The following is an 18,861-nucleotide window of genomic DNA, read 5'->3' as shown; positions in this document are numbered from 1 at the left end:
GATTCAGCCCCTCACAGCTTCATCAGGCTGGCGTCGTCGACCGAGGCCGAGTGGCGGGAACGGAACAGCGACACGATGATCGCGAGCCCGACCACGACCTCCGCGGCGGCGACGACCATCGTGAAGAAGGCGATGATCTGGCCGTCGAGGTTGCCGTGCATCCGGGAGAAGGCGACGAACGCGAGGTTGCAGGCGTTGAGCATCAGCTCCACGCACATGAAGACGACGATCGCGTTGCGCCGGATCAGCACGCCGACCGCACCGATGGTGAACAACAGGGCGGCGAGATACAGATAGTTGACGGGGTTCACCGCGAGGCCTCCTCTTCGTCCCGGTCCCGGCCGAGCCGCTCCTCGGAGCGCTGCTCCAGCGCCTTGAGGTCGGCCAGCGCCTCGGTGGACACATCGCGGATCTGGCCGCGCTTGCGCAGCGTCTGCATCACGGTCAGCTCGGCGGGCGTGCCGTCGGGCAGCAGACCGGCGATGTCCACCGCGTTGTGCCGGGCGTAGACACCCGGAGCGGGCAGCGGCGGCACGTGCGTGCCCTCGCGCACGCGCTGCTCCGACAGCTCCCGCTGGGTGCGGGCCCGTTCGGTGCGCTCGCGGTGGGTGAGCACCATCGCGCCGACGGCCGCGGTGATGAGCAGGGCGCCGGTGATCTCGAAGGCGAAGACGTACTTGGTGAAGATGAGGGCGGCGAGGCCCTCGACGTTTCCGCCGTACGCGCTGTTGGCCGCGCCGAGTCCGTTGAACTCCGTCAGGGCGGCCTGGCCGATGCCGGCGATCAGCAGGATGCCGAAGCCGAGCCCGCAGGCCGCGGCCCACCAGCGCTGCCCCTTGATGGTCTCCTTCAGCGAGTCCGCCGCCGTGACACCGACCAGCATGACGATGAAGAGAAACAGCATCATGATCGCGCCGGTGTAGACGACGATCTGGACGATGCCGAGGAAGTACGCGCCGTTGGCGAGGTAGAAGACCGCAAGGACGATCATCGTGCCGGCCAGACAGAGGGCGCTGTGCATGGCCTTCTTCATCAGGACCGTGCACAGGGCGCCGATGACGGCGACGGTGCCGAGGACCCAGAACTGGAAGGCTTCGCCGCTCGAGGTCGCGTAGGCGGCAAGGGTGGTGCTCATGCGTCCACCTCTTCCGATTCGCCCTTCTCCCCCTTGGAGGTGGCGACCTGACGGACCGTGCCCGGCGCGGCCTCCGTGACCAGACCCCGGTAGTAGTCCTGCTCGTCCATCCCCGGGAAGATGGCGTGCGGCGAGTCGACCATGCCCTCCTCCAGGCCCGCGAGGAGCTGCTCCTTGGTGTAGATCAGGTTCTCGCGGGAGGAGTCGGCCAGTTCGAACTCGTTCGTCATCGTCAGCGCCCGCGTGGGGCAGGCCTCGATGCACAGCCCGCACAGGATGCAGCGGGCGTAGTTGATCTGGTAGACGACGCCGTACCGCTCACCCGGGGAGTAGCGCTCCTCGTCGGTGTTGTCCGCGCCCTCCACATAGATGGCGTCCGCGGGGCAGGCCCAGGCGCAGAGCTCGCAGCCGACGCACTTCTCGAGGCCGTCGGGGTGACGGTTGAGCTGGTGCCGGCCGTGGAAGCGCGGAGCGGTCGTCTTCTGCTGCTCCGGGTACTGCTCGGTCAGCCGCTTCTTGAACATGGCCTTGAAGGTCACGCCGAAGCCGGCCACCGGATTCTGGAAATCAGACACCGTCCGTCTCCTTTCCCTCACTCGCAGTAGCAGTATCGGGGCCACCACTGACAACGAGGTCCCGGTCGTGCCGGGGCCTGCGCCGGGGTACGGGCGGCAGGGACTGTCCGGGCTTGGGCGGTACGGGGAAGCCGCCGGCCATCGGATCGAAGGGGCGCTCGTCCTCGACCTCGGCGGCCTTGGCCCTCCTGTCGCGGAACATGTCCGCGATGAAGGAGAGGAGGAGGACGGCGATGACGGCGCCGGCGACGTACAGCACGATGTTCTGGAAGCCGACGTTCTCGTTGCGCAGGGCGCGGACGGTGGCGACCAGCATCAGCCAGAGCACCGAGACCGGGATGAGGACCTTCCAGCCGAGCTTCATCAGCTGGTCGTAGCGGACGCGGGGCAGGGTGCCGCGGAGCCAGATGAAGAAGAAGAGCAGCAGCTGCACCTTGAGGACGAACCAGAGCATCGGCCACCAGCCGTGGTTCGCGCCCTCCCAGAAGGTGGAGATGGGGTACGGGGCGCGCCAGCCGCCGAGGAAGAGCGTCACGGAGACGGCGGAGACCGTCACCATGTTCACGTACTCGGCGAGCATGAACATCGCGAACTTGATGGAGGAGTACTCAGTGTTGAAGCCGCCGACCAGGTCGCCCTCGGACTCGGGCATGTCGAACGGGGCGCGGTTGGTCTCGCCGACCATCGTGACGACGTAGATGATGAACGAGACCGGCAGCAGGATGATGAACCAGCGGTCGGCCTGCGCCTCGACGATCGCCGAGGTCGACATCGACCCGGAGTAGAGGAAGACCGAGGCGAACGCGGCACCCATGGCGATCTCGTAGGAGATCATCTGCGCGCAGGAGCGCAGACCGCCGAGGAGCGGGTACGTCGAGCCGGAGGACCAGCCCGCGAGCACGATGCCGTAGATGCCGACCGAGGCGATGGCCAGCACGTACAGCATGGCGATCGGCAGGTCGGTGAGCTGCATCGAGGTGCGGTGGCCGAAGATCGAGACCTCGTTGCCGGCCGGACCGAACGGGATCACGGCGATGGCCATGAACGCGGGGGCGGCGGCGATGATCGGCGCGAGGATGTAGACGACCTTGTCGGCGCGCTTGACGACGACGTCCTCCTTGAGCATCAGCTTGATGCCGTCCGCGAGGGACTGGAGGAGACCCCAGGGTCCGTGCCGGTTGGGCCCGACGCGCAGCTGCATCCAGGCGACGACCTTGCGCTCCCACACGATGGAGAACAGCACGGTGATCATCAGGAAGGCGAAGCAGAAGACGGCCTTGATCGCGACGAGCCACCAGGGGTCGGTCCCGAACATGGAGAGGTCTTCCGCAGCGAGCAGCGTGGTCATGCCTGCACCTCCGTCGAATCCGCCGCGCCGATGCGGACCAGGTCGCCCGGGTGGGCGCCGGTGTCGGAGAGGACGCCGCCCGCCGTGGAGTTCAGCGGGAGCCAGACCACGCGGTCGGGCATCTCGGTGACCTGGAGCGGGAGTCGGACCGAACCGGCCGGGCCGGTGACGGCGAGGAGGTCGCCGTCCTTGACGCCGGTCTCGGCGGCGGTGGCGGCCGAGAGGCGGGCGACCGCCGCGTGGCGGGTGCCGGCCAGGGCCGTGTCACCCTCCTGGAGGCGGCCCAGGTCGAGCAGGAGCCGGTGTCCGGCGAGGACCGCCTCGCCCTCGCCCGGCCGGGGCGCGGGCTGCGCGGGCTCGACGGGCTCGGAGGCCCGCTCGCCGTCCCAGCCGCCGAGCCGGTCCAGCTCGCGGCGGATCGCGCGCAGATCGGGCAGGGCCAGGTGCGTGTCGAGGGCGTCGGCGAGCATGTGCAGCACGCGCGCGTCCGCCGGGGGCAGCGTCCGGGTCATCTGCTCGGGCTTGAGCGCGGCCTCGAAGAGCCGCGCCCTGCCTTCCCAGTTGAGGAAGGTGCCGGGCTTCTCGGCGACCGCGGCGACCGGCAGGACCACGTCGGCCCGCTCGGTGACCTCGCTGGGCCGCAGCTCCAGGGAGACCACGAACGCCGCGTCGAGGGCCTCACGCGCGCGTGCCGGGTCGGGCAGGTCGCGGACCTCGACGCCGCCGACGAGCAGCGCGCCCAGTTCGCCGGTGGCCGCGGCCTCGACGATCTGGCCGGTGTCGCGACCGTAGCCGTGCGGGAGTTCGCGTACGCCCCAGGCGGCCGCGACCTCCTCACGCGCGCGTGGGTCGGTCGTGGGGCGGCCGCCGGGCAGCAGCGTCGGGATGGCGCCGGCTTCGAGCGCGCCGCGCTCTCCGGCACGGCGCGGAATCCACACCAGCTGGGCACCCGTCGCCGTCGCCGTCCGCACGGCGGCGGTCAGTCCGCCGGGCACCGCGGCGAGCCGCTCGCCGACGACGATGACCGCGCCGTCCTTGCGCAGCGCCTCGGCCGCGTGGGTGCCGGCCTCGTCGAGGCCGACCCGGGAGGTGAGGGCGTCCAGCCACTCGGTCTCGGTGCCGGGCGCGGCCGAGAGCAGCGTGCCGCCCGCCTTCACCAGGCCCCGGGTCGCGTGCGAGGCGAGCGCGTACGTCTTCTGGCCCTGCTTGAGCCAGGCCTTGCGGAGCCGCAGGAAGACACCGGGCGCCTCCTCCTCCGACTCGAAGCCGACGAGCAGCACCGCCGGGGCGGCTTCGAGGGAGGTGTACGTGACTCCCGAGCCGTCCAGGTCGCGGCCGCGGCCCGCCACGGTGGAGGCCAGGAAGTCGGCCTCCTCGCTGGAGTGGACGCGGGCGCGGAAGTCGACGTCGTTGGTGTCGAGGGCGACCCGGGCGAACTTGGCGTACGCGTAGGAGTCCTCGACGGTCAGCCGCCCGCCGGCCAGGACGCCGGTACGGCCCCTGACCAGTCCGCGGGCCGCGGCCTCCAGGGCCTCCGGCCAGGAGGCCGCTTCGAGGACGCCCGTCTCCGGGTTCCGTACGAGCGGCGTCGTCAGCCGGTCACGCTGCTGGGCGTACCGGAAGGCGAACCGCCCCTTGTCGCACACCCACTCCTCGTTGACCTCCGGGTCCTCGGCCGCGAGCCGCCGCATGACCTTGCCGCGCCGGTGGTCGGTGCGTGTGGCGCAGCCGCCCGCGCAGTGCTCGCAGACGCTCGGGGAGGAGACGAGGTCGAAGGGGCGGGAGCGGAACCGGTACGCCGCCGAGGTCAGCGCGCCCACCGGGCAGATCTGGATCGTGTTGCCGGAGAAGTACGACTCGAACGGGTCGCCCTCGCCGGTGCCGACCTGCTGGAGCGCGCCACGCTCGACCAGCTCGATCATCGGGTCGCCGGCGATCTGGTTGGAGAACCGGGTGCAGCGCGCGCAGAGGACGCACCGCTCACGGTCGAGCAGCACCTGGGTCGAGATCGGCACCGGCTTCTCGTAGGTCCGCTTGTGGCCCTCGAAGCGGGACTCCGCCTGCCCGTGGGACATCGCCTGGTTCTGCAGCGGGCACTCGCCGCCCTTGTCGCAGACCGGGCAGTCCAGCGGGTGGTTGATGAGCAGCAGCTCCATCACGCCGTGCTGGGCCTTCTCGGCGACGGGCGAGGTCAGCTGGGACTTCACCACCATGCCGTCGGTGCAGGTGATGGTGCAGGACGCCATCGGCTTGCGCTGGCCCTCGACCTCGACGATGCACTGCCGGCAGGCGCCGGCCGGGTCGAGGAGCGGGTGGTCGCAGAACCGCGGGATCTCGATGCCGAGCTGCTCAGCGGCGCGGATGACCAGGGTCCCCTTGGGGACGGAGATCTCGGCGCCGTCGATGGTCAGCGTGACCATGTCCTCCGGCGGTACCGCCGGGGAACCGCCGCCCGCGGGGCCGGCCGTGGTGACCGTCATGCCGTCACCTCCTTGTGGTTGTCCGCCCAGGCGGTCGACTTGGCCGGGTCGAAGGGGCAGCCCCGGCCGGTGATGTGCTGCTCGTACTCCGCGCGGAAGTACTTCAGCGAGGAGAAGATCGGGGAGGCGGCGCCGTCGCCGAGCGCGCAGAACGACTTGCCGTTGATGTTGTCGGCGATGTCGTTGAGCTTGTCGAGGTCGGACATCACGCCCTTGCCGGCCTCGATGTCACGGAGCAACTGCACGAGCCAGTAGGTGCCTTCGCGGCAGGGCGTGCACTTGCCGCAGGACTCGTGGGCGTAGAACTCGGTCCACCGGGTCACCGCGCGGACCACGCACGTCGTCTCGTCGAAGCACTGGAGCGCCTTGGTGCCCAGCATCGAGCCGGCCGCGCCCACGCCCTCGTAGTCGAGCGGGACGTCGAGGTGCTCGTCGGTGAACATCGGGGTGGAGGAGCCGCCCGGGGTCCAGAACTTCAGCCGGTGGCCCGGCCGCATCCCGCCGCTCATGTCGAGGAGCTGGCGCAGGGTGATCCCGAGCGGGGCCTCGTACTGGCCCGGCGAGGCGACGTGCCCGCTGAGCGAGTAGAGCGTGAAGCCCGGGGACTTCTCGCTGCCCATCGACTTGAACCAGTCCTTGCCCCGGTTGAGGATCGCGGGAACGGAGGCGATGGACTCGACGTTGTTCACCACGGTGGGGCAGGCGTACAGACCGGCGACCGCGGGGAAGGGGGGACGCAGCCGGGGCTGGCCGCGTCGCCCTTCGAGCGAGTCGAGCAGCGCGGTCTCCTCGCCGCAGATGTACGCGCCGGCGCCCGCGTGCACGGTGATGTCGAGGTTCAAACCGCTGCCGAGGATGTCCTGGCCGAGGAGGCCGGCGTCGTAGGCCTCGCGCACCGCCTCGTGCAGGCGGCGCAGGACGGGCACGACCTCGCCGCGCAGGTAGATGAACGCGTGCTCGGAGCGGATCGCGTAGCAGGCGATGATCATTCCCTCGATGAGGGAGTGCGGGTTGGCGAAGAGGAGCGGGATGTCCTTGCAGGTGCCCGGCTCGGACTCGTCGGCGTTGACGACGAGGTAGTGCGGCTTGCCGTCGCCCTGCGGGATGAACTGCCACTTCATCCCGGTGGGGAAGCCGGCGCCGCCGCGGCCGCGCAGACCGGAGTCCTTGACGTACGCGATGAGGTCGTCGGGCGTCATCGCGAGGGCCTTCCTCAGACCCTCGTACCCCTCGTGCCTCTTGTACGTCTCCAGGGTCCAGGCGTCGGGCTGGTCCCAGAACGCCGAGAGGACCGGTGCCAGAAGCTTCTCGGGGCTGCTGTTGTTGATCTCGGCTGCCAAGGTCATCACTCCCCCTCCCCACTGGCCGATTCGCCGCGCGGGTGGACGATCTTGTGGTGCGGGGTCTCGCCCTTGGCCAGCCGCAGCCCGACGAGCGAGGCCGGGCCGGCCCCTCCGGTGGCCTCGACGGCCCCCTCGCGCTCGTCGGGGAAGCCGGCCAGGATGCGCGCGGTCTCCTTGTACGTGCAGAGCGGCGCGCCCCGCGTCGGCTCGACCGGGCGGCCGGCCCGCAGGTCGTCGACGATCTTCTTGGCCGACGCGGGCGTCTGGTTGTCGAAGAACTCCCAGTTGACCATCACCACGGGCGCGAAGTCGCAGGCCGCGTTGCACTCGATGTGCTCCAGCGTGACCTTGCCGTCCTCGGTGGTCTCGTTGTTGCCGACGCCGAGGTGCTCCTTGAGCTCCTCGAAGATGGCGTCGCCGCCCATGACCGCGCAGAGCGTGTTGGTGCAGACCCCGACCTGGTAGTCGCCGGAGGGCTTGCGGCGGTACATCGTGTAGAAGGTGGCGACCGCGGTGACCTCGGCGGTGGTCAGGCCGAGGATCTCGGCGCAGAACTTCATGCCGGTACGGGTCACATGGCCCTCCTCCGACTGCACGAGGTGCAGCAGCGGGAGGAGCGCGGACCGGGACCCCGGGTAGCGGGCGATGATGTCCTTGGCGTCCGCCTCCAGCCGGGCGCGTACCTCGGCCGGGTAGTCGGGGGCGGGGAGCTGGGGCATCCCGAGACTGGTCTGTCCGTCCGTCATCGGTCGACGCCTCCCATCACGGGGTCGATGGACGCGACGGCGACGATGACGTCGGCGACCTGGCCGCCCTCGCACATCGCCGCCATGGCCTGCAGGTTGGTGAAGGACGGGTCGCGGAAGTGGACCCGGTAGGGGCGGGTGCCGCCGTCGGAGACGACGTGCACGCCGAGCTCGCCCTTGGGCGATTCGACGGCCGCGTACGCCTGTCCGGCGGGGACGCGGAAGCCCTCGGTGACCAGCTTGAAGTGGTGGATCAGGGCCTCCATGGAGGTGCCCATGATCTTCTTGATGTGGTCGAGGGAGTTGCCGAGTCCGTCCGGGCCGAGCGCGAGCTGCGCGGGCCAGGCGATCTTCTTGTCGCCGACCATGACCGGGCCGGGCTCCAGCCGGTCGAGGCACTGCTCGACGATCCGCAGCGACTGCCGCATCTCCTCCAGGCGGACGAGGAAGCGGCCGTAGGAGTCGCAGGTGTCGGCGGTCGGGATGTCGAACTCGTAGTTCTCGTAGCCGCAGTACGGGTCCGTCTTGCGCAGGTCGTGCGGGAGGCCCGCGGAGCGCAGGATCGGTCCGGTGGCGCCGAGCGCCATGCAGCCGCTGAGGTCGAGGTAGCCGACGTCCTGCATACGGGCCTTGAAGATGGGGTTGCCGGTGGCGAGCTTGTCGTACTCCGGCAGGTTCTTCTTCATGGTCTTCACGAACTCGCGCACGGCGTCGACGGCGCCGGGCGGGAGGTCCTGGGCGAGGCCGCCGGGGCGGATGAACGCGTGGTTCATCCGCAGGCCGGTGATCAGCTCGTACAGGTCCAGGATCATCTCGCGGTCCCGGAAGCCGTAGATCATGATCGTGGTCGCGCCGAGCTCCATGCCGCCGGTGGCGATGCACACCAGGTGGGAGGAGAGCCGGTTGAGCTCCATGAGGAGCACCCGGATGACGCTGGCCCGGTCCGGGATCTGGTCGGTGATGCCGAGCAGCTTCTCGACGCCCAGGCAGTACGCCGTCTCGTTGTAGAACGAGGTGAGGTAGTCCATGCGCGTGACGAAGGTGGTGCCCTGCGTCCAGGTCCGGAACTCGAGGTTCTTCTCGATGCCGGTGTGGAGGTACCCGATGCCGCAGCGGGCCTCGGTGACGGTCTCGCCGTCGATCTCCAGGATCAGCCGCAGCACGCCGTGCGTGGACGGGTGCTGGGGACCCATGTTGACGATGATCCGCTCGTCGTCGGCCTTGGCGGCGGACTCGACGACCTCTTCCCAGTCGCCACCGGTGACGGTGTAGACGGTGCCTTCGGTGGTCTCGCGTGCGGAGGCGTGTTCGGTGCTCATCAGCTGTACGACCTCCGCTGGTCAGGAGCCGGGATCTGGGCGCCCTTGTATTCGACGGCGATGCCGCCGAGGGGGTAGTCCTTGCGCTGCGGGAAGCCCTGCCAGTCGTCCGGCATCATGATCCGGGTGAGGGCGGGGTGGCCGTCGAAGACGATGCCGAAGAAGTCGTACGTCTCGCGCTCGTGCCAGTCGTTGGTCGGATAGACCGCGACGAGCGACGGGATGTGCGGGTCGGCGTCCGGGGCGGACACCTCCAGCCGGATCAGCCGGCCGTGGGTGAGCGAGCGCAGGTGGTACACGGCGTGCAGCTCGCGGCCCTTGTCGCCGAGGTAGTGGACGCCGGAGACGCCCGTACAGAGCTCGAAGCGCAGGGCGGGGTCGTCGCGCAGGGTGCGGGCGACCCGGACGAGGTGCTCGCGGGCGATGTGGAAGGTCAGCTCGTCGCGGTCGACGACCGTCTTCTCGATCGCGTTCTCCGGCAGGAGGCCCTGCTCGTCGAGGGCGCCCTCGAGTTCGTCGGCGACCTCGTCGAACCAGCCGCCGTAGGGACGGGTGGCCGCGCCGGGGAGGCGTACGGAGCGGACGAGGCCGCTGTAGCCGGAGGTGTCGCCGCCGTTGTTGGCGCCGAACATCCCGCGCTGGACGCGGACCTCCTCACCGTGCTCCCCGCGCTGCCCGGGCAGGTTCTGCTCGGAGAGCTCCTTCTCGGGGTTCGGAGTTTCGTCGCTCACCGGAGCAGACCCTTCATCTCAATGGTCGGCAGGGCCTTGAGCGCCGCTTCCTCCGCCTCGCGGGCCGCTTCCTCCGCGTTCACGCCGAGCTTGGAGGTCTGGATCTTCTGGTGGAGCTTGAGAATCGCGTCCATCAGCATCTCCGGGCGCGGCGGGCATCCGGGCAAATAGATGTCAACCGGAACAATGTGGTCAACGCCCTGCACAATCGCGTAATTGTTGAACATTCCGCCTGAAGACGCGCAAACCCCCATGGAGATGACCCACTTGGGGTTGGGCATCTGGTCATAGACCTGCCGCAGGACGGGCGCCATCTTCTGGCTGACGCGGCCGGCCACGATCATCAGGTCGGCCTGGCGCGGTGAGCCGCGGAAGACCTCCATGCCGAAGCGCGCCAGGTCGTAACGCCCGGCGCCGGTCGTCATCATCTCGATGGCGCAGCAGGCGAGGCCGAAGGTCGCGGGGAAGACGGACGCCTTGCGCACCCAGCCCGCGGCCTGTTCGACCGTCGTCAGCAGAAAGCCGCTCGGCAGCTTCTCTTCGAGTCCCATAGGTGCCCCTCAGCCCCTCAGTCCCATTCCAGGCCGCCGCGCCGCCACACATAGGCGTAGGCGACGAAGACGGTGAGCACGAAGAGCAACATCTCCACGAGCCCGAAAAGCCCCAGGGCGTCGAAGGTGACGGCCCAGGGGTAGAGGAAGACGATCTCGATGTCGAAGACGATGAAGAGCATCGCCGTCAGGTAGTACTTGATGGGGAAGCGGCCACCTCCGGCCGGCGTCGGTGTCGGCTCGATGCCGCACTCGTACGCCTCAAGCTTTGCCCTGTTGTACCGCTTTGGGCCGATTAGCGTGGCCATGACCACGGAGAAGATCGCAAACCCCGCACCCAGGGCACCGAGCACGAGGATGGGCGCGTACGCATTCACGCTCCTCGCTCCTTCCAGTCGTCCTTGACCGTTGGACCGCACGGTCGGGCCGTGGAAGATCGCCCCCATGTGAGGCAGTTCACAAGCCCGACTGCCCCGCATCTTATGCCTGCCCCTCTGTGATCTGCGACACGGGGTACGCCAAGGACTTTGTGATCTCCACCACCTGACGAAGGATCATGAAGCCGGATGAGCGGTGATCTTGGCACTCGAAGCGCCCAGGTGATCACCAGATGTGACATCCGGACCGGAAACCGCTGGTCGGAGGGGGTGGCGCTCTATCAAGAGGTGGGCCATGCAAGCAAATTGGCACTGGACGCCGCGTGGGTGATAAAGCAACCGGCCGTCGCCCGGTCGGGGGCACTCGCGGACGGGAGTGGACGCGTGCGCACATTCACGAGCCCGAGTGTGACCTGCACCACACCCTCACCCGTCCGGAGAAAGCGGGGCTTGGCCATCGGTGTGAAGAGGTGGTAAGTGGCGGTCAATTCGGACGTTTCGCGGAAAACCCGTGATCAACGGCCTGATAGGCCGTGCCCGTTTTGTCCGTTACGGCGTCAATAAGGGCGCCAGGTAAGCGGATTATGTGGTTCCGAACGTAACTGTGGCGCAACCCACGTTTCTTGAAGGGAACCGTGAAGCCCTGATAGCGGTTGTACTCATGTCCCACACCGCTCACATACCCAGCCACCGGAAGCCCCGCCGCAGCGCCTCGAAGCTCGCGCTCCGGGCAGGAGTTGCCGGTGGCGTCCTCAGCACCATCGCGGTGGCCGGTGCTGCCGGGCCGGCGAATGCCGAGCCGGTGACCGAGACCATCGAGATGCCCACCCTCGGTTCCCTCGACATCGACCTGGCGAGCGCCGTCTCCGCGTCGGCCGAGGCTTCCCAGCAGGAAGCCCTCGACCTGAGCCTGCAGGCCCAGGAGAACGCCGCCATCGAGAAGGCCGCCAAGGACGCCAAGAAGGCGAAGGCGGAGGCCGACCGCAAGGCCGAGGCCGAGAAGGCCGAGAAGGCCCGCGCCGAGGCCCGCGAGCGCGCCTCCCGCACCCAGGCGCGCACCTCGCTCTCCGCGTCCTCCTCGTCCTCCGACAGCGGCTCGTCGTCCAGCGCCGACAGCAGCTCGCAGGTGGCCACCGGCTCCGCCGCGGCGATCGTCGCCTTCGCCCGCGCCCAGATCGGCGACGCCTACATCTCCGGCGGCACCGGCCCCAACTCCTGGGACTGCTCCGGGCTCGTCCAGGCCGCCTACCGCCAGGCCGGCGTCGACCTGCCGCGCATCTCCAGCTCCCAGTCGTCCATGGGCACGTCCGTCTCGCTGAGCAACCTGCAGCCGGGCGACATCCTCTACTGGGGCAGCCGCAGCGGCTCGTACCACGTGGCGATCTACGTGGGCGGCGGCAAGTACGTCGGTGCGCAGAACCCGTCGACCGGTGTCGTCGAGCGCTCCCTGGACTGGGACATGCCCTCCGGCGCGGTCCGGATCCTCTGATCACCCGCATCTCGAAGAACGCGAAAGGCCGTCACTCCTCGGGGGAGTGACGGCTTTTCCCTGTTCCGACCAGGTTCGTTCCGTTTTGTTCTACTTCCGGAAGGCCTCGACGATCCGGGCGTAGCTGTCCCCGCCGTGGCCCGCCTCGACCGCGCCCCGCATCAGCTCCAGATGCAGCTCCGGCAGCCGGTTGTCGATGCCGCGTGCCTCCGCCGCGTGCAGGAGATGGGCGATGGCGACCACCTGGACGTCGATCGTGGCGTCCGCGCCCGGGTACTCCCCCGCGTCGATCTGCTCGGCGTACCCGGTCATGAACCAGGAGACCGTCTTCAGCCAGCGGGTGGCCAGCGCCGTGAAGTCCCGGGCCGGCACCCCGTCGGCGCCCGCGAGGGCGGTGGCGTGCAGCCAGCCGCCGAAGACCGACCACATGAGGCCGAGCAGTCCGGCGTCGTGGAGCGAGGCGAGGCCCGCGTCCGCGCCCAGGTCCACGGGGTCGCCGAGGACGGCAAGCGTCGCGCGGTGCTCGGCGAGGAGCTCGGGCCCGCCCGCGTAAAGGATCATGTTGGCGCTGTCGCCGACCCCGGGCGGTGTCGTCATGATGGCGCCGTCCAGGTAGCCGATGCCGTGCTCCGCCGCCCACTCCGCCTCCGCGCGGGCCTGCTCGGGCGAACCGGTGGTGAGGTTGACCAGGACCCGGCCCCGCAGCGACTCGGCCACGGTGGCCAGGAGTTCGCGTACGGCCGCGTAGTCGAGGACGCAGACCACGACCAGCTCGCTCGCCGCGACCGCCTCGGCGACGTCGGCCGCGCGGACGGCCCCACGGGCGACCAGGGAGTCGGCCTTCTCCGGAGTGCGGTTCCAGACGGTGGTGCGGTGGCCTGCGGAGAGGAAGGCGTCGGCGAGGGCGGAGCCCATCTGTCCGAGACCGATGACCGAGATGTTCTGTGCGTTCATGGACTCCACGCTCGCAGCGGCGGAATCCGGTCGACAGTGGCAGGACTGACGGCGCCCGCAAAATTCCTGCCGTAGGGTCGCGGGCATGAGTGCGGGAGTGGTCGCCATCGCCGTCGTACCGGACCGGCGGATCGGGACGTCGCTGTGGGAGCTGTACGAAATCGCCATCGCCTGCGCCGTCTTCGGCAATCCGCAGCCGGACCTGGCCGACCCCTGGTACGAGCTGCGGCTGTGCGGCGAGGCGGAGGCCGGAGCCGGGGTCTTCTCCCTGCGGACCGACCACGGCCTCGACGGGCTCGTGGGCGCGGACACCGTCATCGTGCCGTCCGTGCCCGACGCCGTCGTGGAGGACGGCGAGGAGGTGCCGGCCGAACTGGTCGAGGCACTGCGTGCGGCAGCCGCGTCCGGCGCACGGATGGTGTCCCTGTGCACGGGGGCCTTCGCGCTCGCCGCCGCCGGACTCCTCGACGGCCGCCGGGCCACCGCCCACTGGCAGCACACCGGACAGCTGGCCGCCCGCCACCCCGAGGTGATCGTGGACGACTCCGTGCTCTACACGGACGAGGGAAGCGTGTTGACGAGCGCGGGAGCCACCGCCGCGCTCGACCTGTGCCTGCATCTCGTACGCAAGGACCTCGGCGCGACCGTCGCGGGGCAGCTCGCCCGGCGCCTGGTCGTGCCCGCCCACCGCACCGGCGGGCAGGCGCAGTTCATCGAGGCGCCGCTGCCGCCTTGCGACGGCGACAGCCTGGGCCCCGTCCTGCAGTGGGCGACCGAGAACCTCGCCGGCCCGCTGACCGTCGACGACCTCGCCCGGCGGGCCCGGCTGAGCCCGCGCACCTTCCACCGGCGGGTGCAGGAGGCGTACGGGACCACGCCGTTGCAGTGGCTGCTCCAGCAGCGGGTGGCCCGCGCCCAGACCCTGCTCGAGTCCACCGACCTCCCCGTGGAGCTGGTCGGCGAACGCAGCGGCCTGGGCACGTCGGCCAATCTGCGGCGCCACTTCACCCGTACGGTCGGGGTCTCCCCCTCCGACTACCGGCGCGCGTTCCGGTTCAGCGACGCAGCGCCTCCGCCGGTGCGATCCGTGACGCCCGCCAGGCCGGATACAGCCCGGCGATCACCCCGGTGACCAGTCCGATCGCCGGGGCCGCGGCCACCGTCGCCGAGTGCACGACCGGCGTCCAGTCCCGTACGAGCGCCACGGCGATCACCGTCGAGACGCCCAGCGCCGTGCCGACCAGCCCACCGACGGCCCCCAGAGCACCCGATTCGGTGAGGAACTGAACGGTGATGTGCCGTCCTCGTGCGCCCAGGGCCCGGCGCAGACCGATCTCGCCCGTCCGCTCCAGCACCGCCACCAGCGTGGTGTTGGCGATGCCGACCGCGCCGATCACCAGGCAGATGGCGGCGAGCAGCAGGAAGAGCTGATTGAGGTCGTCGGTCACACCGGCGCGGAGCGTCTTCGGATCCGGCGGCGGAACCGCCTTCAGATACTCCGGATGGTCCGGGCGCAGTGCCACCGGGGCCTCGTGCGCGATCTGCTCGGCCGCCCCCGCCCGGGTGGCGATCAGCATCTTCGCGTCGCCCTGCTGGGGCGGTCCCCACAGCTTCTCGGCGGTGGTCCGCGGCACCGTCACCGACATCAGGACATCGGCCCGGCGCTTCACGTCGTCGATGATCCCGGCGACGGTGAACGGCTCGTCGCCGATGAAGACCGCGGGACTCGTCTCCAGGGTGGTGATGCCGAGCCGGGCGGCCACGGACGCCCCGAGCACCACCACCGGCTGGCCGCTCTTCGAGGCGAAGTCGTCGTACAGCCGTCCCTGGGCCAGCTTCGGCACCGCCGCGCGCAGCGCGCCCGGGGAGGCGGCCACCACGTCGATCTGCTCGCCGTCCGCTCCGTCACCGACCGGCGCGGACCGGACGGTCGTACCCGGCTCCAGCCGGACCGTCCAGTACACCCCGGCGTGCTCGACACCGCCGAGCCTCTCGATCCGGGCGTCCGCGTCGGCGGGGAAGGCGGGGTCGGCGAACTCGTTCTGTTCCTGGGCGATGTCCTCGACGGTGACCTCGGTGGCGGTCAGCAGATTGAACCGGGAGTCGATCTGCGAGGAGGTCGTCGCGGTCAGCCCGAGGATGGCCACGAAGGTACCCACGCCCAGGACGGTCCCGAGCGCCGTGAGCGCCGAACGGCCCGGACGCTGGAGCATCCCGGCGACGGCCTCGGAGAGCACGTCCCGGGTGGTGAGCCGGGACGGCTCGACGACGCACGGTGTGGATCTGCGCAGGCCCATCCCGCTCACCCCACCCTCGCCGACTCGCTCAGGACACCGTCGCGGATGGTCACGGTCCGCTCGCCGCGCGCCGCCACCTCCGCGTCATGGGTGATGACCACGATCGTCATGCCGGAGGTGTGCAGCTCGCCGAGGAGTCCGAGGACGGATTCGGCGTTGTCCGAGTCGAGGTTCCCGGTCGGCTCGTCGCACAGCAGCAGCGAGGGCCGCCCGGCGAGCGCGCGGGCGATGGCGACGCGCTGGCGCTCGCCTCCCGAGAGCCGGCCGGGCAGCGCGTCGACGCGGTGGCCGAGGCCGACCCGTTCCAGGGAGGCTCGGGCCCGCGCCCGGCGCTCGGCGCGTGGCACGGCCGAGTACACCATCGAGAGCATCACGTTCTCCGTCGCGCTGCGATGGGGCAGCAGATGGAAGGACTGGAAGACGAAGCCGATACGGCGGCCGCGGAGCGCCGTGCGGTCGCCGTCGCGCAGGGCGGCGGTGTCGATGCCGTCCAGCAGATAGGTGCCGCCGGTGGGCGCGTCGAGCAGACCGGCGACGTTCAGGAAGGTGGACTTGCCGGAGCCCGAAGGGCCGACGATCGTGATGAACTCGCCTTTCTCCACGACGAGTTCACACGGGCGGAGCGCGGTGACCGGCGGCGGCCCCGGGTACGTGAGACTGACCTGGCGGAACTCCATGACGGGGGTGACGGGGGCGGGCTCGATCCGCGGATCGGGGTCGTGGCCCGGGCTGCTCACGAGGTGCCCTTGGATGCGCCCGCGGCTCCACCGGGGTTGATCCCGGTGACGACCTTGTCGCCCTCCTCGATCGCACCGGCCGCGAGTGGGGTGACCTCCACGAAGCCGTCGCCGGTCGTGCCGGTCCGTACCTCGATCCGCTCCTGCCTGCCCGTCCCGTCGACGGTGGTGACGACGGTCTTGCCGTCGGATCCCGCCGAGACCGCGGTGATCGGGACGACCAGCGCCTTGCCGTCGGTGGACGCGGCCTCGATGGTCAGCCGCACCTCCTGGCCGGCGAGTTCGGAGGGCAGTGCCTCGGTCGGCTGGGCGGTGAAGAGATAGCCGACCGCGCCGGAAGCGCCGCCACCGCCCGCGTTCGCGTCGCCGCCGCCACCGCCACCGTTCTGCTGGGCACCGTCCTGCGGATCCTGCTGCCGGGAGGGCGAGTCGGCGACCGAGACGACCTTCGCGTCGATCTCCCTGCCCGAGTTCTCCTCCAGGATCTTCACCTTCTGGCCGGCCCTGACCATGCCCTTCTGGTGGTCCTGGAGGTGGCCCTGCGCCACCAGCTTCCCGGAGGACAGGGTCATCACCGCCCCGTCGACCTGTGCCCCGGACCGTGCCGGGACGGACGCGACCCGCGCCGGGAAGCCCTGGACGAAGACGACCTCCCCGGCCGGAAGCATCGGACCGGCCACGGCCCGTGCCTTGGCAAGGGCGGTCCGGGCGGTCCGCAGATCCGCCTCGGCCCGGTCGCGCGCCTTGCGCAGGGTCTTGTCCTGGGCCTGGTCCGTGTTGTCCTTCAGGGCGTCGCGGGCGTCCTCGGCGGCCCGTTCGGCCCCGGTGACCGCGGACTTGGCGCCGTCGACGGCCGCACCGTCGTCGTCCACGGCCGGCTTGGGGTCGTAACCGATGGAGGCGTAGAAGGCCTCGACCGCGCCCTTCGTCCCCTCTCCGAAGGTGCCCTTGGCGTCGCCGCCGCGCCCGTGACCGAGCGCGGCGAGACCCTCCTGGAGCTGCTTCACGTCGTCGCCGGTGGCACCGGGCTTGAGGTCCCGGTAGACCGGCAGCCCGCCCTTCAGCACGACGACGGGCCGCCCGGATATCTCCAGGAGGACCTGGCCCTGCCGGAGGGCGTCGCCGCTCTTGACCGGGACCTTGGTGACGACCGGGGCACCGCTGCCCTCGCTGCCCGAGGCGACGGGCGCGACCTGCACGGTCTGGCCGGCCGCGACGGTGCCGCGCAGGACGACCGTCTCGGCGAGGACCCTCTTCTCGACCCGGGCGATCAGCACGTCCGGAGGGGGCGGTTCGGCGTCCGCCGCCACCTGGGAGGGCGACTTGATGAACGTCCCCGCGACGATCCCGCCCCCGGTCAGGACCACCGCCCCGGCGACCAGACCGACGACCCAGAGGCGGCCGCGCGAGATCCGGGAGTCGTCGGACGAGGACCGGGACCCGTCCGAGGTCTCCTCAGCCACCGACGACCGTCCCGCCACTGTTGCCGCCGGACGCCGGGGAGCAGGCCTTCCGGGCCTCGATCACCTTCGGGTCGCCCTTGATCTTCGCGCCCAGATCGCCGTCGAGCACCACCTCCCCGGTCTTGGGGTCGGGGTCGGGGTAGTCCGTGACGCCTTCCTTGCGCATGCACTCGGAGATCTTCCTGGCCTCGGCGAGCGCCGCCGGATCGGCCTGCCCCTGGGCCGGCAGCTTGCTCACGCAGGCCGCCTCCGCCTTCGTGATCGCGTCGGGCTTGTTGGCGTCCTTGTCGACGCGCTTCTCACCGCTCCCGGTGTCCTGGAGCGTGAGGCCCTGCGCGGCCAGGCAGTCGTAGTACCCGGCCCAGTCCGCGGTCTTCTCCGAGGACGAGGCGGACGCGGCCGGCGGCGGCGTGCTCCCGCCGTCCTTGTTCGGGGATGCGCCGTCCCCTGAGTTCGCGCATCCCGCCAGCCCGAAGGCGGCGATCAGCAGAGGTACGACGACCGTACGGCGTGTCATCAGAATGGTCCTTCCGGAAGGGCTTCCCATGCATGGGGGAACGCGCGATGAGGGGCCGTCGCGGCGCTGCGCTACGTCGCGTCATGGCCCCTGCGCGGGAACGGCCGGCGCCCGGCGGGCGACTCGGCACCGTCAGGATAGCCACGGGTAGTCGCGCCGGTAACTGTCTCAACGGACAGTGGACTGGTGCCTGTTGGTGCTGTTCGCTCTTAAAGGCGGCCCACTCGGGTCGCAACCACCACACCAGCACCATCGATTGGAAAGGCACCACCATGCAGCGCACTGCCATCCGTCGCGTCGCCGCCACGGCGATCGCGCTCGCCGCCATCGGCGCGGGCGCCCTCGCCACCGCCGGTTCCGCCTCGGCGGCCACCGGCAAGAACGGCTACCTGGAGAGCGGCGAGCTCGGCCTGTACTACAACTCCAACCAGGCCGGCGCGGTGTTCGACCTGTACGTCGAGGACACCGACTTCTGGGGCGACACCTTCCCCGGCCCGGGTGCCGGTGCGGGCCAGTCCGCCAACGACAACACGGCCTCCTACTGGAACCGTGACTCGAACGTCTGGTGGGTCTACACCGACCGCAACGCCGGTGGCGCCGAGGGCAGCCTGCCCGTCGGCCACGTCGGCAACGCCTCGGTGACCTTCAAGAACAAGATCTCCTCGGCCTACTACTACAAGGCCCGTTGATCGTCGCTGATTGACCCGTCGGACGGCGATTCAGGCGCCACCGGCAACGCATGACACAGGAGCCGTTGCGCAGGCCGAAAGAGTCGGGGCTAGCAAACGCGCCCCCCCAT

Annotated in this window: 19 protein-coding genes; 3 read left to right on the top strand and 16 right to left on the bottom strand. The window is 70.3% G+C overall.

Going from position 1 to position 18,861, the window contains the following annotated elements:
- Positions 1-11: 11 nt before the first annotated feature.
- From nuoK to ACFC0D_RS11170, 11 genes are read right to left on the bottom strand one after another with little or no spacing between them, the layout of a single operon-like run.
- A complete protein-coding gene (gene nuoK, locus ACFC0D_RS11220; protein WP_376433518.1) occupies positions 12-311 on the bottom strand; it encodes an NADH-quinone oxidoreductase subunit NuoK in 300 nt (99 codons plus the stop codon).
- Positions 308-1,135 (bottom strand): NADH-quinone oxidoreductase subunit J, encoded by an 828-nt coding sequence (locus ACFC0D_RS11215; protein WP_376433517.1) that lies wholly within the window; start codon positions 1,133-1,135, stop codon positions 308-310. The genes nuoK and ACFC0D_RS11215 overlap by 4 nt, the downstream gene beginning before the upstream one ends.
- Positions 1,132-1,710: an NADH-quinone oxidoreductase subunit NuoI gene (gene nuoI, locus ACFC0D_RS11210; RefSeq protein WP_376433516.1), complete on the bottom strand. Its 579-nt coding sequence runs from the start codon at positions 1,708-1,710 to the stop codon at positions 1,132-1,134. Before nuoI ends, ACFC0D_RS11215 begins: the two co-directional genes overlap by 4 nt.
- Complete coding sequence (gene nuoH, locus ACFC0D_RS11205) at positions 1,703-3,058, bottom strand: NADH-quinone oxidoreductase subunit NuoH (protein WP_376433515.1); 1,356 nt, start codon at positions 3,056-3,058, stop codon at positions 1,703-1,705. Before nuoH ends, nuoI begins: the two co-directional genes overlap by 8 nt.
- Positions 3,055-5,538, bottom strand: coding sequence for an NADH-quinone oxidoreductase subunit G (locus tag ACFC0D_RS11200; RefSeq protein ID WP_376433514.1), 2,484 nt, complete (start codon positions 5,536-5,538; stop codon positions 3,055-3,057). The genes nuoH and ACFC0D_RS11200 overlap by 4 nt, the downstream gene beginning before the upstream one ends.
- Positions 5,535-6,884 (bottom strand): NADH-quinone oxidoreductase subunit NuoF, encoded by a 1,350-nt coding sequence (nuoF, locus tag ACFC0D_RS11195; RefSeq protein WP_376433513.1) that lies wholly within the window; start codon positions 6,882-6,884, stop codon positions 5,535-5,537. Before nuoF ends, ACFC0D_RS11200 begins: the two co-directional genes overlap by 4 nt.
- Positions 6,884-7,627 carry an NADH-quinone oxidoreductase subunit NuoE gene (gene nuoE / locus ACFC0D_RS11190; protein ID WP_376433512.1) on the bottom strand — a complete coding sequence of 248 codons (744 nt, stop codon included), beginning with the start codon at positions 7,625-7,627 and terminating at the stop codon, positions 6,884-6,886. The genes nuoF and nuoE overlap by 1 nt, the downstream gene beginning before the upstream one ends.
- Positions 7,624-8,946: an NADH-quinone oxidoreductase subunit D gene (locus ACFC0D_RS11185; RefSeq protein ID WP_376433511.1), complete on the bottom strand. Its 1,323-nt coding sequence runs from the start codon at positions 8,944-8,946 to the stop codon at positions 7,624-7,626. Before ACFC0D_RS11185 ends, nuoE begins: the two co-directional genes overlap by 4 nt.
- Positions 8,946-9,677: an NADH-quinone oxidoreductase subunit C gene (locus tag ACFC0D_RS11180; protein ID WP_329117346.1), complete on the bottom strand. Its 732-nt coding sequence runs from the start codon at positions 9,675-9,677 to the stop codon at positions 8,946-8,948. Before ACFC0D_RS11180 ends, ACFC0D_RS11185 begins: the two co-directional genes overlap by 1 nt.
- On the bottom strand, positions 9,674-10,228 hold the full coding sequence (locus ACFC0D_RS11175; protein ID WP_003998928.1) for an NADH-quinone oxidoreductase subunit B family protein: 555 nt from the start codon (positions 10,226-10,228) through the stop codon (positions 9,674-9,676). The genes ACFC0D_RS11180 and ACFC0D_RS11175 overlap by 4 nt, the downstream gene beginning before the upstream one ends.
- Positions 10,229-10,245: 17 nt before the next feature.
- Positions 10,246-10,605, bottom strand: a complete 360-nt coding sequence (locus ACFC0D_RS11170) for an NADH-quinone oxidoreductase subunit A (protein WP_030494815.1) — start codon at positions 10,603-10,605, stop codon at positions 10,246-10,248.
- 661 nt (positions 10,606-11,266) lie between these two features.
- Here ACFC0D_RS11170 and ACFC0D_RS11165 point away from each other — a divergent pair.
- Positions 11,267-12,094: a C40 family peptidase gene (locus ACFC0D_RS11165; protein ID WP_376433510.1), complete on the top strand. Its 828-nt coding sequence runs from the start codon at positions 11,267-11,269 to the stop codon at positions 12,092-12,094.
- A gap of 90 nt (positions 12,095-12,184) precedes the next feature.
- On the opposite strand, the gene ACFC0D_RS11160 is transcribed toward ACFC0D_RS11165, so the two are convergent.
- Positions 12,185-13,135: an NAD(P)-dependent oxidoreductase gene (locus tag ACFC0D_RS11160; RefSeq protein ID WP_376433509.1), complete on the bottom strand. Its 951-nt coding sequence runs from the start codon at positions 13,133-13,135 to the stop codon at positions 12,185-12,187.
- Between ACFC0D_RS11160 and ACFC0D_RS11155 the strand changes: the two genes are divergently transcribed.
- Entirely contained in the window at positions 13,134-14,180 is a 1,047-nt protein-coding gene (locus tag ACFC0D_RS11155) for a helix-turn-helix domain-containing protein (protein ID WP_376433508.1), read from the top strand. The two genes, ACFC0D_RS11160 and ACFC0D_RS11155, sit on opposite strands and share 2 nt — an antisense overlap.
- On the opposite strand, the gene ACFC0D_RS11150 is transcribed toward ACFC0D_RS11155, so the two are convergent.
- Genes ACFC0D_RS11150 through ACFC0D_RS11135 form a run of 4 tightly spaced genes read right to left on the bottom strand, consistent with a single transcriptional unit; the run spans position 14,104 to position 18,062 of the window.
- Positions 14,104-15,345, bottom strand: a complete 1,242-nt coding sequence (locus tag ACFC0D_RS11150) for an ABC transporter permease (protein ID WP_376433507.1) — start codon at positions 15,343-15,345, stop codon at positions 14,104-14,106. The two genes, ACFC0D_RS11155 and ACFC0D_RS11150, sit on opposite strands and share 77 nt — an antisense overlap.
- Positions 15,346-15,350: 5 nt before the next feature.
- Positions 15,351-16,022, bottom strand: coding sequence for an ABC transporter ATP-binding protein (locus ACFC0D_RS11145; RefSeq protein ID WP_376433634.1), 672 nt, complete (start codon positions 16,020-16,022; stop codon positions 15,351-15,353).
- A 56-nt stretch (positions 16,023-16,078) separates the two neighbouring features.
- Positions 16,079-17,545 (bottom strand): peptidoglycan-binding protein, encoded by a 1,467-nt coding sequence (locus ACFC0D_RS11140; protein ID WP_376433505.1) that lies wholly within the window; start codon positions 17,543-17,545, stop codon positions 16,079-16,081.
- Positions 17,538-18,062: a hypothetical protein gene (locus ACFC0D_RS11135; RefSeq protein WP_376433503.1), complete on the bottom strand. Its 525-nt coding sequence runs from the start codon at positions 18,060-18,062 to the stop codon at positions 17,538-17,540. Before ACFC0D_RS11135 ends, ACFC0D_RS11140 begins: the two co-directional genes overlap by 8 nt.
- Before the next feature lie 272 nt (positions 18,063-18,334).
- Here ACFC0D_RS11135 and ACFC0D_RS11130 point away from each other — a divergent pair, with 272 nt between their 5' ends.
- Positions 18,335-18,751 carry a peptidase inhibitor family I36 protein gene (locus tag ACFC0D_RS11130; protein WP_376433501.1) on the top strand — a complete coding sequence of 139 codons (417 nt, stop codon included), beginning with the start codon at positions 18,335-18,337 and terminating at the stop codon, positions 18,749-18,751.
- The last annotated feature ends 110 nt before the right edge of the window (positions 18,752-18,861 follow it).

Origin of the sequence: Streptomyces sp. NPDC056222 (assembly GCF_042264065.1) — a bacterium.
Taxonomy (GTDB): Bacteria; Actinomycetota; Actinomycetes; order Streptomycetales; family Streptomycetaceae; genus Streptomyces.
Note: the sequence above shows the minus strand (reverse complement) of the source record. Positions and strands in the feature narration are given on the sequence as shown.

Excerpts from the sequence above, each read along its gene's own strand:
- ACFC0D_RS11200 (WP_376433514.1), bottom strand. The coding sequence starts at position 5,538 with ATGACGGTCACCACGGCCGGCCCCGCGGGCGGCGGTTCCCCGGCGGTA.
- nuoH (WP_376433515.1), bottom strand. The coding sequence starts at position 3,058 with ATGACCACGCTGCTCGCTGCGGAAGACCTCTCCATGTTCGGGACCGAC.
- nuoF (WP_376433513.1), bottom strand. The coding sequence starts at position 6,884 with ATGACCTTGGCAGCCGAGATCAACAACAGCAGCCCCGAGAAGCTTCTG.
- ACFC0D_RS11155 (WP_376433508.1), top strand. The coding sequence starts at position 13,134 with ATGAGTGCGGGAGTGGTCGCCATCGCCGTCGTACCGGACCGGCGGATC.
- ACFC0D_RS11185 (WP_376433511.1), bottom strand. The coding sequence starts at position 8,946 with ATGAGCACCGAACACGCCTCCGCACGCGAGACCACCGAAGGCACCGTC.
- nuoE (WP_376433512.1), bottom strand. The coding sequence starts at position 7,627 with ATGACGGACGGACAGACCAGTCTCGGGATGCCCCAGCTCCCCGCCCCC.
- ACFC0D_RS11215 (WP_376433517.1), bottom strand. The coding sequence starts at position 1,135 with ATGAGCACCACCCTTGCCGCCTACGCGACCTCGAGCGGCGAAGCCTTC.
- ACFC0D_RS11160 (WP_376433509.1), bottom strand. The coding sequence starts at position 13,135 with ATGCCCGCGACCCTACGGCAGGAATTTTGCGGGCGCCGTCAGTCCTGC.
- ACFC0D_RS11130 (WP_376433501.1), top strand. The coding sequence starts at position 18,335 with ATGCAGCGCACTGCCATCCGTCGCGTCGCCGCCACGGCGATCGCGCTC.
- ACFC0D_RS11150 (WP_376433507.1), bottom strand. The coding sequence starts at position 15,345 with ATGGGCCTGCGCAGATCCACACCGTGCGTCGTCGAGCCGTCCCGGCTC.
- ACFC0D_RS11145 (WP_376433634.1), bottom strand. The coding sequence starts at position 16,022 with ATGGAGTTCCGCCAGGTCAGTCTCACGTACCCGGGGCCGCCGCCGGTC.
- ACFC0D_RS11165 (WP_376433510.1), top strand. The coding sequence starts at position 11,267 with ATGTCCCACACCGCTCACATACCCAGCCACCGGAAGCCCCGCCGCAGC.
- ACFC0D_RS11175 (WP_003998928.1), bottom strand. The coding sequence starts at position 10,228 with ATGGGACTCGAAGAGAAGCTGCCGAGCGGCTTTCTGCTGACGACGGTC.
- ACFC0D_RS11135 (WP_376433503.1), bottom strand. The coding sequence starts at position 18,062 with ATGACACGCCGTACGGTCGTCGTACCTCTGCTGATCGCCGCCTTCGGG.